We start from the raw sequence: 15,630 nt of genomic DNA, 5'->3' as shown, positions 1-15,630 counted from the left end.
TATTACGACCAAACTAAATCGTTATCACTTACTGCACCTCACCCCAACCCTCTCCTTCAGGAGAGGTGGTTGAACCCACATCCTGCAAGAGTTGTAATGATAGTGAAGTCTCAATTCCTCATCATCACAGCACCATCAAAAAAAGCAAGCCCGTCATCAACTCCCCTTTAGGGGACGGGGGTACTCTCCATCCTGAAAGCGCCAACAAAGAAAAGCAAACCCTTCATCAACTCCCCCTTAGGGGAAGGGGGTTCTTTCCATCCTGAAAGCACCAACAAAAAAAGCAAACCCGTCGTCAACTCCCCTTTAGGGGATGGGGGTAGATAGGCGCTAATTCCCCGGTGCATTCGGAAAACTCAACCCTTCATAATAGTTTAAATCATGATCCGGCTTTTCATACTTTGCCGGCACTGGCATTTTTGAAAAAGTTCCAAAATACAACAAGCAGGCATTGCGCCACCATACTGCTTCCTGCTGCTGTATGTTCAGCAGCATAGTGATTTGCCTATATCGCTGATCATCTACTTTTGCTTTTTGTTTGCTCCACAATTGCTGCATCCATCGTACACTGTCCACGCCATTGTTGTATTGATAGCAGAGTTCCTCCCATAAAGTACGTCCGCTCTTCATAGTATGCGTCCAGCCAACATGGTGAAACCAGAGCAAATATTTTTCATCAATGGTGTTTACATCCGCCCATGCTTTTGCCGCTTCGGGCTTATATTGCGCCAGTGCGTTGCTGCCGGTTGCAGTGCGGTCAAAACCAATGCCTGCGAAGTCTGCACGGTGATAGTACGTGGGGTTCCATTCTGGTCTTGATAGATTGCTGATCCATGGGCCAGGCCCGTAATGATGACCGGTGGCCATGATATGGTGAAGGCCCAGCGGATTCATATACTGCACTAAAATTTCTCTTGAAGCAAGCATCATCTTTTTTGCATCACTTACAAAAGCCGCATCATTGCTGAAAGTCATGCGCAACCATTCTTCCGCGATTTGCTCAGCTGAAAGATGGTAATCCCAGCTCAGTCTGCCCAATGCATACCAGTTGGCTTGTGCAAAAGGATGGCCCGTCCAGTCGATGTCGCTGCCGATATTGGATACACCCGCCATGCCGCTGATGCTATGATTGTCCAGGCTGCCATCAATTACTTTGGCAACGGTACTTCCCTTGCCTTTGCTGTAGGTATCACTGTTCAAAACTTCCTTAAAAAGCGGGGCAAGATAAACAAAGTGTGTGCCCTGCCCGAGGTACTCCTGTGTTAATTGAAATTCCATCATCAGCGGTGTGTTAGGCATGGCGCCAAACAGGGGATGAAAGGGTTCCCTTGGCATAAAATCAATGGCGCCGTTTTTTACCTGTACCAGTACGTTGCTGCTGAACTTTCCGTCCAGCGGCACAAACTCATTCCATGCCTGTTTGTGCCGGTCGTCGGGTACCTCATGACTGTACACAAATGCCCGCCACATGATGATACCCTTGTGTGGAGCAATGGCATCTGCGAGCATATTGGCGCCATCTGCATGTGTGCGCTGATAATCCTGCGGACCGGGCTGGCCCTCACTATTGGCCTTTACGGTGAAGCCGCCAAAGTCAGGAATCAGTGCATAAATTTCATTGATCTTATCCTTCCACCATTGCCGCACTTCTTCATTTAAAGGATCAGCCGTTTTTAATCCACCGATTTCCATCGGTGCACTAAACCTTGCGGTGAGGTATACTTTTATTCCATAAGGGCGAAAAACATCGGCCAGCGCTTTAACTTTTTCAAGATAAGCTTTGGTTAAAAAAGTAGCGTTGGCATTTACATTCGTCAATACGGTACCGTTGATACCGATTGAGGCATTTGCTCTTGCGTAGTCAATGTATCGCTGATCTATATATGCCGGCAATGTGTGCCAGTTCCAGATCGAAAACCCGGCGTAACCTCTTTCCACCGTGCGGTTTAGGTTGTCCCAGTGGTTCAGCAGGCGCAACTTTATCCGCGGCGCGGAAACAATATTAAATTGTTCAACAGGCTGTTGTGTTTGCATTAAACGCAGCAGATGAAACACGCCATATAACAAGCCAATATCTGTATTGGCTGTAATAACGGTTTGAGTTCTGTTGTGGGTGTAAATAGTAAATCCTTCGTCGCCAATCTCATGAATGCTGTCTCGTGAGGAAAGGGCTTTTGCATCCTGACTAATTCTTGTGCCAATCAATAACCTGCTTGTTGAATTAACCGTGGTGAAAGTGACGGGCTGCTGAAGCATTCCTTCTGATGCCTTCATCAATTCTTCTTTCAGCACCCGCATGGTTTCAGAATTGCCTCTTACCGAAACTTGTTTTAACAGTAAACGGTAAGAGGTAAGCAACAATTTACTTTCAACAGGTTTGTATCGCATCCATAGATCATACCCGTTTTCTGCTTGAGCAGAAAGTATAATAAAAACAAACACTATCGCAAGCAATCTTTTCATAACCAATTTCTTTCTGTTATATAGAAAATCGGGCGCATCGTTTTTTAGGTAGCAAATAGCCATATGTTGTTAACAAGGCCTTTTTACTTCTTTCTTTGCAATCGGTTGCACAAACCTCGTGAAAAATAAATGAATAACAAATTTTAAAAATTAGTTAGCCGCTTTGCTTTTTTTTAAGAGGATGCCAGGATCACTTGTCAGACCCAAAAACAGCCGTGCTGGTGGTCTTTACATTGTTTTCTTTTGAAAGGTGTCTGATAAAATTGTTCACCGCTATTTCGCCGTAGTATAACCGGAAAAATTGTAAAAAAATTGCAATCAGTTGCAGCTATCACGCAAAACGGGTTACATTCGTTATATGCGGCTTATGCCAGGACCATTGACGCTGTAACAGTAAAAACAATAAAGGATATGAAGCAAAGAATAGTTTGTTTATTACCCGCCTTATTGCTGGTGCTTTCAACGATATCCGCTCAGCACAATCCCGGTGTGCAAATAAAAAAATCAGGCGATTACCCACAGTTGCTGGTGAATGGAAAACCATTCTTAATGCTGGGTGGAGAGTTGGGCAATTCAAGTGCATCGGACATATTATATATAAAACCGAGTTGGGGTCACCTGAAAGAAATGAACCTGAACACCGTACTAGTACCCGTGTATTGGGAACTGATGGAACCGGAAGAAAACCGTTTCGATTTTTCATTGGTGGATAGTGTGATTGCGGAGGCGAGAACTCATGGGATGAAAATAGTGTTGCTATGGTTTGGCAGCTGGAAGAACAGCATGAGTTGTTATGCACCCTTGTGGATGAAAACCAATCCCAAGCGTTTTCCCAGAACACCGGATAGCACCGGCAGAAGCCAGGAAATATTTTCTGTATTTGGAAAAGAAACACTGGCAGCTGATAAAAAAGCTTTTGCCGCTTTACTGCGACACATTAAAGCAACAGATGAAATGAAGCAAACGGTCGTGATGGTGCAGGTTGAAAATGAAATCGGCATGTTACCAACGGCAAGAGAAATGTCGGCCACTGCAGACAAAATTTTTAATGCCAATGTGCCTGCTGAATTATTGAATTATCTTAAAGAAAATAAGAACAGGCTGGTGCCTGAGTTTAAGCAAAAATGGGAAGACGCAGCATCTCAACTGAACGGTAAGTGGAACGACATTTTTGGTGAAGGTGTTGCAACAAACGAAATTTTCCAGGCATGGTATTATGCCAGGTACGCCAATGAGGTAACGTTGGCTGGTAAAGCAGTGTATAACCTGCCAATGTATGTCAATACTGCTTTGCCGAGGGCAGGCAAATTACCTGGTCAATATCCCAGTGCTGGTCCGCTGCCACATTTGATGGATGTTTGGCAGGCAGGTGCACCAGCGCTTGATATGTTGTCGCCGGACTTTTACAACCCCGATACCAAATACTGGTGCGACCTGTACACAAGGAACGGCAATATTTTATTTGTACCCGAAATGCAATTTGATAAGGCCGCTGCGGCCAAGGCATTTTTTATCATCGGGCATTATAAAGCCCTGGGCTTTTCTCCTTTTTCCATTGAATCAGATAATAGCGGATCAATGCCACTGGCAAAAACGTACGATCTGCTTCAGCAATTAACACCAATGATTACAAACAAGCAATGGTTGAATATGGAAGGTGTGCTGTTGGATAAACAAAACAAAAAGATTGGACTAAAAATGGGGAAGTATCAACTGGTGGTAACGCATGATGCAACGCTGTCCTGGTCGCCCGAGGCGAAGGATTCTGTATGGAGTGCCACAGGTGGCATCATCTTACAAACCGCACCCGACGAATTTATAGTGGCGGGAACAGGACTGGTTGTTACATTTGAAAATACAGATAAAAATTTTGTAACCAATATTGCTGCCGCAGATGAAGTGAGTTATATCAGGGGCACCGAAACAAAAGGCCGCAGAATGAATGGCGACCAGGATCACCAGGGAAGGCATATTCGTGTTGCAGTAGTTGACTGGGGTATTCAAAAAGTGAAACTCTATAATTCGCCGGCAAAGATTGATAATTAATTTTTGCAAATAGTGTTGGGTTGGATTTCTTATCACCAATTAAAAGATGTAATAGATGCCTGTTCAATTAATGCATCAAACCATGCGCTGGTTTGGCCCCAACGATCCTGTGAGCCTGGCGGATATTGCGCAGGCCGGATGTGCCGGCGTAGTAACAGCATTGCACCAAATACCAGTAGGCGATACATGGCCGGTTGACGCCATTGTGCAAAGAAAAAAAATGATTGAAGCAGCAGGCATGAGCTGGACGGTGATTGAAAGTCTGCCGGTGAGTGATGATATAAAGCGACAAAGCGGCGATTATTTACAGCACATTGAAAATTATAAAATCAGTCTGCGAAATGTGGCTGCTTGTGGTTTAAAAGTAGTGACCTACAATTTTATGCCGGTACTGGATTGGTTGCGTACCGATGTTGCCTATGCCTTACCAAACGGAGGCACCGCCTTATTTTTTGAACGCCTGGCATTTGTTGCGTTTGATCTTTTTTTGTTGCAGCGCCCCGGTGCTGAAAAAGATTATTCGGATGCAGAGATAAAAAAAGCCACTGAAAAATTTTCTGTGATGTCGCCGGAGGAAAAAGACAAACTGTTCCGCAATGCGATGCTGGGCCTGCCCGGAAGTGATGAGTCCTTTACACCGGAACAGGTTTTATCAGCACTAAAAACGTATGATGGCATCGATACAACGAGACTGAAAAATAATTTATTTTATTTTTTACAACAGGTAATACCAACTGCTGAGGAGTGTGGTGTACAAATGGCCATCCACCCGGATGATCCGCCTTATGCTGTGTTAGGTTTACCACGGATAATGAGTACAGAACAGGATGCAGCGGATCTGATTGCTGCCGTTCCATCCAAAGCAAATGGATTTTGTTTTTGTACCGGTTCGTTTGGCGCAAGGCCGGATAATGACCTGGTAAAGTTGATCCGCCGTTTTGGCGACCATATTCACTTTGTGCATTTGCGCAATACCAAAAGCGATGGCCACGGAAATTTTTATGAAGCCAGTCACCTGGAAGGAGATGCAGACATGTACGCCATTGTAAAAGAAGTATTGTTGTTGATGCAGCGTAGAGGCATTGCGTTACCCATGCGGCCCGATCATGGTCACCAGCTGCTGGACGATTTAAAAAAGAAAACCTATCCGGGTTATTCGGCCATTGGCCGCCTAAAGGCGTTGGCAGAATTGCGTGGAGTTGAATATGCAATAAGCAGAAACTTATGACCAGCCAGGTGCATGGCTGGTCAAAGTCAATGTGTTTTGTTACAATTAATAGCGTATTGATTTAACATCTGCTCCCGCAGAAGCAATTCATCTTGCATTCAGTTAACAGTTGTTACCTGCAAAAGCAACAACTTCCCTGCACCTCCCGGCCATATTGACGAACGGGCAGCTACAATGTACTGCTAAATATTGCCCCGGTTCAAAGCTTTAATAACAATCATGATGATCGCAATTACCAATAACAAATGAATTATACCCCCGGTATAAAAACCTCCTAAAAAAGAAATTGCCCAAATGATAATAATGATGACAGCGATTAAATACAAAAGGTTACCCATAAAAAATGAATTTAAGAATTAAGAATAATGTTGTTGTTTAAAAATCCTGCCAAATTTTAACAAGTTATTTTAGGCCTATTCCCGTTGACAATTTGCTCAATGAGGGGATTATTGTCTACAAAGCAATTAAGTTGAGGATAAACATTATCCAAGTCGCCATAATAACAATGGCCAATGCAAGTATTGAATTACCAGTGTGATGCCTGGGGAACGAAGTCTGCATTAAATTACTTCATCATATTAACCTGCTTTCCCTCAACAATGCCCTGGCCCAACTAAAAACTTAATATTTGTTGCGCCTGCATGGATTAACATCATCGAAATTATGGGTAACAAACAAATATTGGAAGCGCCCGCCCGCAGGCCCTATCAAAAGCAGGATGCATTGAAACACTCTGCCAGGCTGTAAAATAATAATTGGCCGCTTTTTAAACAGTAAGTTAGTTCCATGGTTTTTTCTGCATATCAAAAGCAGCTATATTTGTTTGCAGTTTATACAAACGGATGCTAAACATACTTTGCCATTGACCATGACATGCGGGCCCGCGGAATGAAGAATTTTTGTTACCTGCATCCTGCGATTATAAACAACTTGCGTGTAATTATCAGTTATACCAATTAATTTAAAATATGAAAGCAATACTTCCCCTGGTTGCCTGCGTGTTTTTTACTCATCTGACACGGGCACAACATACAACGCTTACATTTGCTGAACGGTTAGGATATCCTAAAGGTGCCAGGGTAGTCATTGTGCATGTTGACGACGTAGGTATGTCCTTTGATTCCAATGAAGGGGCCATCAATGCTATGTCAAAGGGGATTGCTACCAGTTGTAGCGTAATGATGCCATGCCCATGGGTGCCCGCCTATGTACATTATTTAAAAGATCATCCACAAACCGATGCCGGCCTTCATCTTACCCTAACCTCCGAATGGGACAATTACCGCTGGCCGCCCCTGAGCGGCAAACCAGCTGTGCCCGGACTGGTAGATAAAGAAGGAGCCATGTGGCCGGAAGTAGAAGATGTTGTAGCCCATGCTTCAGCAGATGAAGTGGAAACAGAGCTGCGTGCCCAAATTGAAAGAGCCCGTCAAATGGGGTTTGAACCTACTCATATGGATAGCCATATGGGTACTTTGTTTGCAACACCCGCTTTTTTGCAACGATACGTAAAACTGGCTATTGAATATCATATACCCGTGATGTTTCCGGGGGGACACAATACACTCATTGCAAAGGAAGGGGATTATTCGGCGGCGCAACTGCAGGCCCTGCAACCGCTGGCTGAACAATTGTGGAATGCGGGTCTGCCTGTGCTGGATGATATTGTGAGCAAAACGGGCTGGAACCTGCCGGAAGGCACACCTGAAACAGATACCAGCCTGCAACAATTTAAAACCCGGAAGTACATTGAAACTTTTGCCGCTATTCAACCAGGGATAACTTACCTGATTATGCATTGTACGCAACCTTCAGATATTTTTAAACATATTTCTGCAACCGGACCGGAACGAAAAGGCGACATGCTGGCGATGATGAACCCCGCATTAAAAAAATATGTAGAGCAGCAGCACATTATTTTGGTCACCTGGCGTGAACTGATGGAGAGAAGAAGAAAATACCAGCCGGGAAACTAAATATTTTGCCGTCAAGGCCAAACGTTGGGACAAAGTGATTGGCAAGTTTGCCACAAATCAAATTGGAGTATGCAGTTAGTATAAATGTATATATGCTCAAGGACAGTATAGCAGGCTGCTCACTCAGTACTACACTCAATTAATACCTGGTAAAATTTCGACTACTCTTTTAGCTGCATTCATACTAATTGTTAAACCGTTTTGTCAGCGGATTAACTTGCTGCACGCTGCAATGTCCATTACTTAAGGGTTGTGCACGCTGCCGTTACAATTAATACCGGCTCCATGTATCGCCGGTGCTTTTATAGCTAATGGTTCGCCTGGCTTTTTTAACAGTCATATAATAATCTGTGCCATTGGACGATGAAATTTCAAACAGGTCAGTTACACTGCCACCATCTGTTTTCTTTTCTGTATCCATTATCAGCGGCAGCGGCAATTGGTCCGCTGTCAGGTTTCTGGAAACAGCCAGGAAATTCCCATCGGTGCCATAGAAGGCTTCCAGCCTGATGCCGTTGCTTGTAAAAGTTGCTTTGTAAAATTTGTCGGTCGTTTTCCATTCCACATCATTTGCTGTTTTAAAATCCTTGTGCAGTTCAGTTACAATTGTGGCAGGCACATCACTGGGAGTAGTTGCAAAAACGGCAGACATAGTCAGCGTAAAGGCTGAGGCGAATACCAAAATTTTCTTTTTCATGTTTGTTTTATTTGTTTTGAATTAATTACAAACACAAAGCTAGAGCGGCCTGGGCCACCTTTTTTTAAAAAGCTATCAAGTGGTAAATTGTTGCGATCAACGCCCACATTTAACAGTAGTTAACACCTGCATCATTATAGCGACCAGCAATAATAAAAAGTGAATAGGAATGGATAAGAAAAAATGCAGGATGGCAGGACGGGAGCCAGGCTGATATAAATAATCCGGCCGAAGCTGACTATGTACAGGTGCAGTTCTCTCAATTGCCGCATGAGCAGATTGTACAGGCCATCATAAAAAAAAGGGCCTTGCGGAGAAGCCGGGATGAATGTTTGAATGTTGTGTAGGCGATAAAAAGTATAAATCATACGTCTGATTGTGTTACATCCGTCACAATAGTGATGGCTGTTTTATACTTCATAGGGTAGATTTTATTTTGGGAGCGAACCAGTTGCACGGCAAAATAATGCAGGTGCAGGTATTAGTTTACCCGGATGACCTTAAAAAACATTGGCTGATTTAAAGATGGAATGGCTTGCCAGTTTCAAGCTCATATTCCATTTTGGTGATTTCAGTTATCTCGTCAATGGTTATTGCTGCTGTGGCTGGTTTATTGATAAAAAGCCTGATTGTTCTTTGTGTATCGCAGCCGTGAGCGGGGGGGTGATTGGTGAAATAAAAACCTGTTCCGGAATCTGTCAGAATTTCCTTATCCCATTCTGACCATTTAAACCTAAAAAATAAAAAATGCATGCCTTTAATTTAATTAAAAATAGCAAAGGCTTTTCAATCCCACCTGTTGGTCATCCCTGATTGTTACCGGTCAACAAAAATTTATGCGGTCTCTCGTTTTACATTTACGTATTTCAGCAACAGGTATCAGCAGTATGTCATTGAATAAAATATTGGGGGTATGTAAGGGAGCGTACCAAAGCCTGCCTGTATTGTTTGCTGAAAACCGAAGCACTGCTGATCTTTTGATACAGGATTTATCTTTTATAAATTTACCTGAGGTAACAAGGGGCTAAGTTGCCGGAGCTTTTTATTCAAACCAGTTGCCGTGTATTATACAGTAAGACCGTTTTAGGTTTTAATTCTATTAAAATTTTTGGTGCCTGCTTCTTTAAATAGTTGTCATTCGATGACTTTGGCGGTGGTATCAGATGCAGCAATTTTTGGCAGTGTGAAATTGAAAGTACTGCCTTCCTGTTCGCGGGAATTTACCCAAATAGTGCCGCCGAGATTGTCAATAATTTTCTTTGTAATTGCAAGGCCGATGCCTGTGCCTGCGTACTCCGTTGTTTTGTGAAGTCGCTGGAAGAGGATAAATATTTTATCGAGGTAGGCATTGTCAATACCTATCCCATTATCGGCTACTGAAAATTGCCAATGTGCGGGCAACTCAGTACATGCGATATCAATCCTCGCTGGCAGGTCAGCTTTACTGTACTTCAACGCGTTGCCTATTAAATTCTGAAAAACCTGGCGAAGGGGAACCTGCGCACCATACACTTTTGGCAGTGAGCCTACATTTATAACTCCCTTTTTATCTTCTATATCTTTCCTGAAAAGCAGCTTAGTCTCTTCGATCAACTTATTCATGTCCAGTGTTTCCATATTGTCTTCTACTTTTCCCACCCTTGAAAATTCAAGTAAATCGAGTATAATTTCCCTCATCCGTTTAGCTCCGTCCACAGCAAAACTGATATATTTTTTTCCATCGTCATTCAGTACATCTTTGTATTTCTTTTCCAGGAGCATTAAAAAGCTGGTTACCATCCGCAACGGCTCCTGTAAATCGTGCGAGGCTACAAAAGCAAATTGTTCCAGCTCAGCATTCGATATGGATAACTCTTTGGCATGCTTTGCCAAATTTTCATTCAATGTGTTGAGCCGTATTGCGGACAGCTTATCTTCCGTTACATCCCTTGCGATAGCAATCCAATGCGTAACACATCCTTTTTCGTTTGATACGGGACTTACAGACATATGGATCCAAAATGCTTCGCCGTTCTTTTTGTAATTGACAGTAGTAATGGTACAATGCTGTTCCGCCCTGATGGCAGATTCCAGGCGTTTCATTTCGTTGCCGCAGGATTGTGGACCCTGAAACATTTTAGGCGTTTTGCCAGTTAATTCACCTGCAGTATAACCAGTCATCCTTGTGAGGGCATCATTAATGTAAACAATTGGCATTTCTGCTTCATCCCCACGGGCGGCTTCAATAATCATTACAGCGTCACTGGCATTTATGATAACTGATTCCAGTAATTTAAGGTGCTGCTCTTTTTGCTTTTGTTGGGTAATATCCTGCATAGCGCCTACCATCCTGATTGCTTTACCTTGTTCATTTCTGATTACAAATCCTTTATCAGTAACGAAGGCATATTCGTTATTGGCTTTTAGAAAACGGTATTCAGCAAACCAGTTTTCCTGTACGCCTTCAATTGCAGCATTGATACTCTTCATTATTTTACCTATATCATCCGGATGAATATTGTAGTTCCAAAAATTACTATGAACATTCAGCTGGCTGTAGCGATAACCAAAAATGGAGTCAATACCGTCTCCCCAATAAATCATATCAGTGACCAAATCCCAATCCCAGATGGCATCCGAGGTAGCTTTTGCAACAAACTTGTACCGCTGGTTACTTTCTGCAAGTGATACTGCCAGTAATTTTTGTGCTGTAATGTCCTGTACAGTTCCTGTTAGAAAAGCAGGTTCGCCCCGCTCATTTTTTTCTAATTGTCCTTTTTCATGAACCCATTTAATGGAGCCGTCTGTCATCACGATGCGGTGTTCTACGTCAAGATCTTTTTGACCGTTGAGAACAGCGCGCCGTGCCTTAAAAAAAGCTTCCACGTCATCCGGATGGATGGAGGACAGAAAGAATTCAAAATCCGGTTGGTTCAATTTATACTCCCAAATGCTAAATACTTCTGCGGACCAGTATAAGCTGTTATTGGTTAAATCAGTTTGCCAATATCCAAGTTTAGCAATCCGCAGCGCATTGTCTAATTTCAGTTCCCTGTCCAACAGCAAATCCAGGGTAATTTCTCTTTGTGTAACATCATTACACAACACCGTCATACACTTCCTGCCATGATACATAATTTTGTTACCAGATACTTCCACCTGGATCATTGATTTATTTTTCTTTTGATGCGTACATAAACCAAAGTAAAAAATGCCCTCTCTTGCAACCTGTTGTTTTGCTTTTAAGGTGGCCTTTTCACTGTCTGGCATTAAGTCCATAAGGGTTAACTCCAAAAATTCACTCAGGCTATATCCGTAATGCGAAATAGCTGCCAGGTTTACATCTTTAATTTGAAAAGTTTCCAGGTCGTAAATCCATTTTGGCATCGGGCTGTATTGAAAAAGGATTCTGTAATGCTCTTCGGAAATCCTTAATTCTTCCTGATTTTTCCTGCTTTCAGTAATGTCCTGCGCTGTTCCAAACAAACGGATGATATTGCCTTTTGAATCTTTTTCACTATATCCGTGTTCCTGAATAATTTTTTTATCACCGGCTGGCGTGGTGATATGATACTCTATCACATAAGGCTTACCGGTTTTTTGTGAATGGCTTTTGGTTTGCATTACCGATTGCTTGTCTGCTTTATCTATCAACTTTATAAATGAACCATGTGTTTGTAAAAATGTATTTTTATCTGTACCAAAAATATGATGCAACTCATCCGACCAGGTAAATGTATCTGCTTTAAAGTCAAAACTCCAGCTTCCGAGTTTAGCCAGCCGCTGTGCCTCTGCCAACAAGGTTTGGCTTTGTTTTATTTGCTCTTCTGTCTTTTTTCGATCTGTTATATTTCTTGCATAGCAGGCAATGCCCATCACTTCACCATTTGTGTAAATAGGGTTAAAACTAATATCAAACCAGGCCTCTTTTCTTTTAGCCATTGGCGGGCTGTAAACTTCCTTTTTATAGGATGCTCCCGACAGGGTTTTGCCAAGTATTTTTTGCCATGATTTCAGCATCGCTTCAGGAAAACTATTTTTGTCAATCATAGAATCGCCAGGCTGAAGCGTAACGCCTGTCTGTTCCCGGAAACTTTTGATAAATGCTTCATTGGCAGCAATCAAATTTGAATTTACGCCAACACTCCATATTAAATCATCTGTACTGTTTATAAGGGCCTCATTATTTCTTTTTTCAAATTCTTTTTGTTCTTCGGCTTTTATTTTCTCCGTCACATCTCTTGCCACTGCATACCTTTTTTGATTCTTTTCATCCCATTTAGCCTTCCACTCAATGGTAACCAGCGAGCCGTCCTTTTTTATGTAACGGTTTGTAAAACTATTGGTGCCGTTACCATTCCTGATGCTGTCAATTTGGTGTTTGGTTTTATCACGGTCTTCAGCAAACACAAAATCAAAAACAGGCTTGCCAATCATCTCACCGGGAGTGTATCCAAATACTTTTTCCGATGCAGCACTTACATCTGCAAATAATCCATCGGGATTTACTGTACAGATTACATCCAGCGTGGATTGCATAATTTCATCCAGCCTGGTTTTGGCATCCTCCAGTGCCAGCCTGTTCAAAGTATCTTCTGTAATATTTTTAGAGTAGCAGGCTACGCCAAAAGGTTTTTCACCGTCATTGTACATGGGGCAGAAGGATATCAGTCCATATTCTGTTCTTTGGTTAGCCGGGTTATACACTTCTTCCCTGATAGAATATTTTTCTCCATTCAGTGCTCTTTCATAATATGCTTTCCACCGGTCATTTAACGTTTTACCAAATTCTTTCTTGAATACATTGTCTCCTTCTTGCGGAACTTTTGCATTCACCGCCTCCATCATTTTTTCATACGCATGGTTAACCGCAATTAACTTATAGTCACTGCTGATACTCCACATCAGGTCTTCGGTATTATTGATGAGGGCTTCTTTTTTTTGCCTTTCAGATTCTTTATCCAGTTCCGCTTTTTTGCGGTCGTTTATCAATCTTAAAAATGACAAGATTCGGTCAGTGCCGGCAATGTTGGCCTTTTTTACACTTATTTCTACCCAGGTTAAGTTGCCATCGCCACGCCTGATTAACCATTCAAACAACTGCGGATTACCGGCAGCTGCTTTTGCAAATTTTTCCTTTGCCACACCGGCTGTATAGCCCGGCATGCCCGCCATCAAATCAGCGGGATCAGTTTGTAAAATATTTTCTTTGGCTGCACCCAGCATTTCGCATGCAGCCTGGTTTACATCAGTCAGCAGGTCGTCTTCAATGCCGTGTATTAAAATACCTTCACTGGAGTTTTCAAATATCTCCCGGTAACTGTTTTCTGCGTGGTTCAATAAACTGTTTTGGTTAACGGAGGTTTGCTGGCATGGCTTATGTGCGGAAGTGTCAAGTATGGTTACAAAGGCACCAATAATCCTGTTATTGTTATCTATCGACGGTGCATACCTGCAGACAAATGACGTAATGATTCCATTTTTATCCCGGAAGGAAAACCCGGTTCTTTCCGTGTGACCACTTAAAACCCGGGCATATATTTGGGTTGCAATTTGTTTTCTTTCCGGTTGAACATAATCAAGAATATGCCGTCCCTTTTCAATTTGCAGCTGCAGGCGGGTGTTATATAATTGTGCACACTGCCTGTTAAAATTAACTATGTGCAGGTCGTTGTCGAGTAGCAGAAATGATTCATTTGTGTGATTGAGCAGTAAGTTGATTTCCTGTTCCGCCTGCTTTCTTGCTGTTATATCCTGAAGGATGATGCAGAAACATTGTTCGTCTGATTCATTAAAGAAAATAGTATAAGAAATTTCAAGGAGTATTCTTTGCCCGTTTTTTTTTATGCCTGCAGTTTCTTCTTTTTGCTGGCCGTTTGCATTTCCTCTTATTAAGAAGGTATCAATTTCAGTGTGATCTATAATGCAGTCCAGTCGTTTGTCATTAAGTTCCTGGGTGGTATAACCAAACAACTGGCAGGCAGCTTTATTTACTTTTAAAATCTTGCCATCTGCTTTTGTAAGAATAATCGGGACAACAGCTTGTTCAATAATAGATTGATATCCCGGCAGGTTTTTGAGCATAGAAATTAGAATATTGGATAATGAACCGTCTGAATTCCGGACAAAACAACTGAATCTCTTTTATTTATCTGTAAACTGGCGCATCGCTGATGTCTCCGCATAAAGGCGTTGAACTGAAGACTGCTGCCAGCTTTTACAGTTAATAAAACAAACGAATATAATTGGATGCGGTATTGTTCACTGTAATTAAATTCCTTTTTTCCTGTAGTCAGGTTTCTACTTCAGCTTTCTAAAAAGATTGCTGGCACAGCCAGCTGTATGGGTTTACTATTTATCCATAACATTTCATTCCCTCTCCCTTATTCCTTATTATGTATAAGTATTAATTGAAAAGTAGTAGCATTGTTTTGGCAGAAAAGTAAAACAGCCTTGAAAGTGGATACTATCAAGGCTGTTTTACTTTTTTATCAGTGACCCCTCAGGGACTCGAACCCTGGACCTACTGATTAAGAGTCAGTAGCTCTAACCAGCTGAGCTAAGGAGTCTTTATCTTACCGATAAAAAAAGCAAAACTGCTGTTTTGCTTTTTGGTGCCCACGAAAGGAATCGAACCTTCACACCCTTGCGAATGGCAGATTTTGAGTCTGCTGCGTCTACCAATTCCGCCACATGGGCATTTATCTAACGGGTTGCAATATTACATCAATCAGCCAACCTGTCCAAAATACGTTGCAAATATTTTTTCTTAAAATAATATTCCTTCACTTTTAACAGGTCTGCAGTTGTAACTATAGCATCATTATAATTTTCAATAATGGCTTTTACGCCGGAGTAAATCTCCTTTTCAAAATCATGTATGGCGGCGGCTGAATCATCGCTTAGTTCTTCATTCAGTTCCATTACCTCCATTAAAAAATCAGGTGGCAGCTGGTATTTTTCTTCTTCTTCCAGCAACCCTTTTAATTGCAGCACATACTTAATAGTACTGTCTTTATCTTTTAAAATTTTTAACGCCTTATTTACTGCAGACGATTTCTCAAGGGCGTCTTCCTGCTCTTCGTCGGTGGAGTGAGTAAAATAGTCGGGGTGATATTTTTTTTGTAATTCAAAATACTTTTTTGCAAGATGGCTATCGTCCACCTGCAAACTTACGGGCAGCTCAAATAAGTCAAAATAATTCATTGCGCAAATGTCAAATTGTAATAATAAAATTCCAA

The 15,630-nt window shown here is 42.1% G+C and carries 9 protein-coding genes and 2 tRNA genes; 3 read left to right on the top strand and 8 right to left on the bottom strand.

Annotation, left to right across the window (positions count from 1 at the left end):
* Window positions 1-330 precede the first annotated feature (330 nt).
* Window positions 331-2,463: an alpha-glucuronidase family glycosyl hydrolase gene (locus tag QWZ08_RS05885; RefSeq protein WP_290336323.1), complete on the bottom strand. Its 2,133-nt coding sequence runs from the start codon at window positions 2,461-2,463 to the stop codon at window positions 331-333.
* Window positions 2,464-2,874: 411 nt separating this feature from the next.
* Between QWZ08_RS05885 and QWZ08_RS05880 the strand changes: the two genes are divergently transcribed.
* Window positions 2,875-4,509: a GH35 family beta-galactosidase gene (locus QWZ08_RS05880; RefSeq protein WP_290336322.1), complete on the top strand. Its 1,635-nt coding sequence runs from the start codon at window positions 2,875-2,877 to the stop codon at window positions 4,507-4,509.
* 55 nt (window positions 4,510-4,564) lie between these two features.
* Window positions 4,565-5,737 (top strand): mannonate dehydratase, encoded by a 1,173-nt coding sequence (gene uxuA, locus QWZ08_RS05875; protein WP_290336321.1) that lies wholly within the window; start codon window positions 4,565-4,567, stop codon window positions 5,735-5,737.
* A gap of 182 nt (window positions 5,738-5,919) precedes the next feature.
* Here the strand turns inward: uxuA and QWZ08_RS05870 are convergent, their stop codons facing one another.
* Entirely contained in the window at window positions 5,920-6,075 is a 156-nt protein-coding gene (locus tag QWZ08_RS05870; RefSeq protein WP_290336320.1) for a lmo0937 family membrane protein, read from the bottom strand.
* Window positions 6,076-6,705: 630 nt separating this feature from the next.
* On the opposite strand from QWZ08_RS05870, the gene QWZ08_RS05865 reads away from it, so the two are divergent.
* Window positions 6,706-7,713, top strand: coding sequence for a polysaccharide deacetylase family protein (locus tag QWZ08_RS05865; RefSeq protein WP_290336319.1), 1,008 nt, complete (start codon window positions 6,706-6,708; stop codon window positions 7,711-7,713).
* 271 nt (window positions 7,714-7,984) lie between these two features.
* Here QWZ08_RS05865 and QWZ08_RS05860 read toward each other — a convergent pair whose 3' ends face one another.
* The 6 genes from QWZ08_RS05860 to hscB all read right to left on the bottom strand — a co-directional run bounded on the left by QWZ08_RS05860 (window position 7,985) and on the right by hscB (window position 15,595).
* On the bottom strand, window positions 7,985-8,410 hold the full coding sequence (locus tag QWZ08_RS05860) for a hypothetical protein (protein ID WP_290336318.1): 426 nt from the start codon (window positions 8,408-8,410) through the stop codon (window positions 7,985-7,987).
* Window positions 8,411-8,929: 519 nt separating this feature from the next.
* The gene (locus QWZ08_RS05855) at window positions 8,930-9,163 is read right to left on the bottom strand and encodes a hypothetical protein (protein WP_290336317.1); all 234 of its coding nucleotides are present in this window, start codon (window positions 9,161-9,163) and stop codon (window positions 8,930-8,932) included.
* A 381-nt stretch (window positions 9,164-9,544) separates the two neighbouring features.
* Window positions 9,545-14,473 (bottom strand): PAS domain S-box protein, encoded by a 4,929-nt coding sequence (locus QWZ08_RS05850; RefSeq protein ID WP_290336316.1) that lies wholly within the window; start codon window positions 14,471-14,473, stop codon window positions 9,545-9,547.
* Between the two features lie 411 nt (window positions 14,474-14,884).
* Window positions 14,885-14,958, bottom strand: a tRNA-Lys gene (locus QWZ08_RS05845).
* A gap of 43 nt (window positions 14,959-15,001) precedes the next feature.
* Window positions 15,002-15,088, bottom strand: a tRNA-Leu gene (locus QWZ08_RS05840).
* Window positions 15,089-15,115: 27 nt separating this feature from the next.
* Window positions 15,116-15,595 (bottom strand): Fe-S protein assembly co-chaperone HscB, encoded by a 480-nt coding sequence (gene hscB / locus QWZ08_RS05835; protein ID WP_290336315.1) that lies wholly within the window; start codon window positions 15,593-15,595, stop codon window positions 15,116-15,118.
* Between the last annotated feature and the right edge of the window lie 35 nt (window positions 15,596-15,630).

Source organism: Ferruginibacter paludis, from assembly GCF_030409685.1.
Classification (GTDB): Bacteria; Bacteroidota; Bacteroidia; order Chitinophagales; family Chitinophagaceae; genus Ferruginibacter; species Ferruginibacter paludis.
This window is presented reverse-complemented; position numbering and strand designations above follow the sequence as displayed.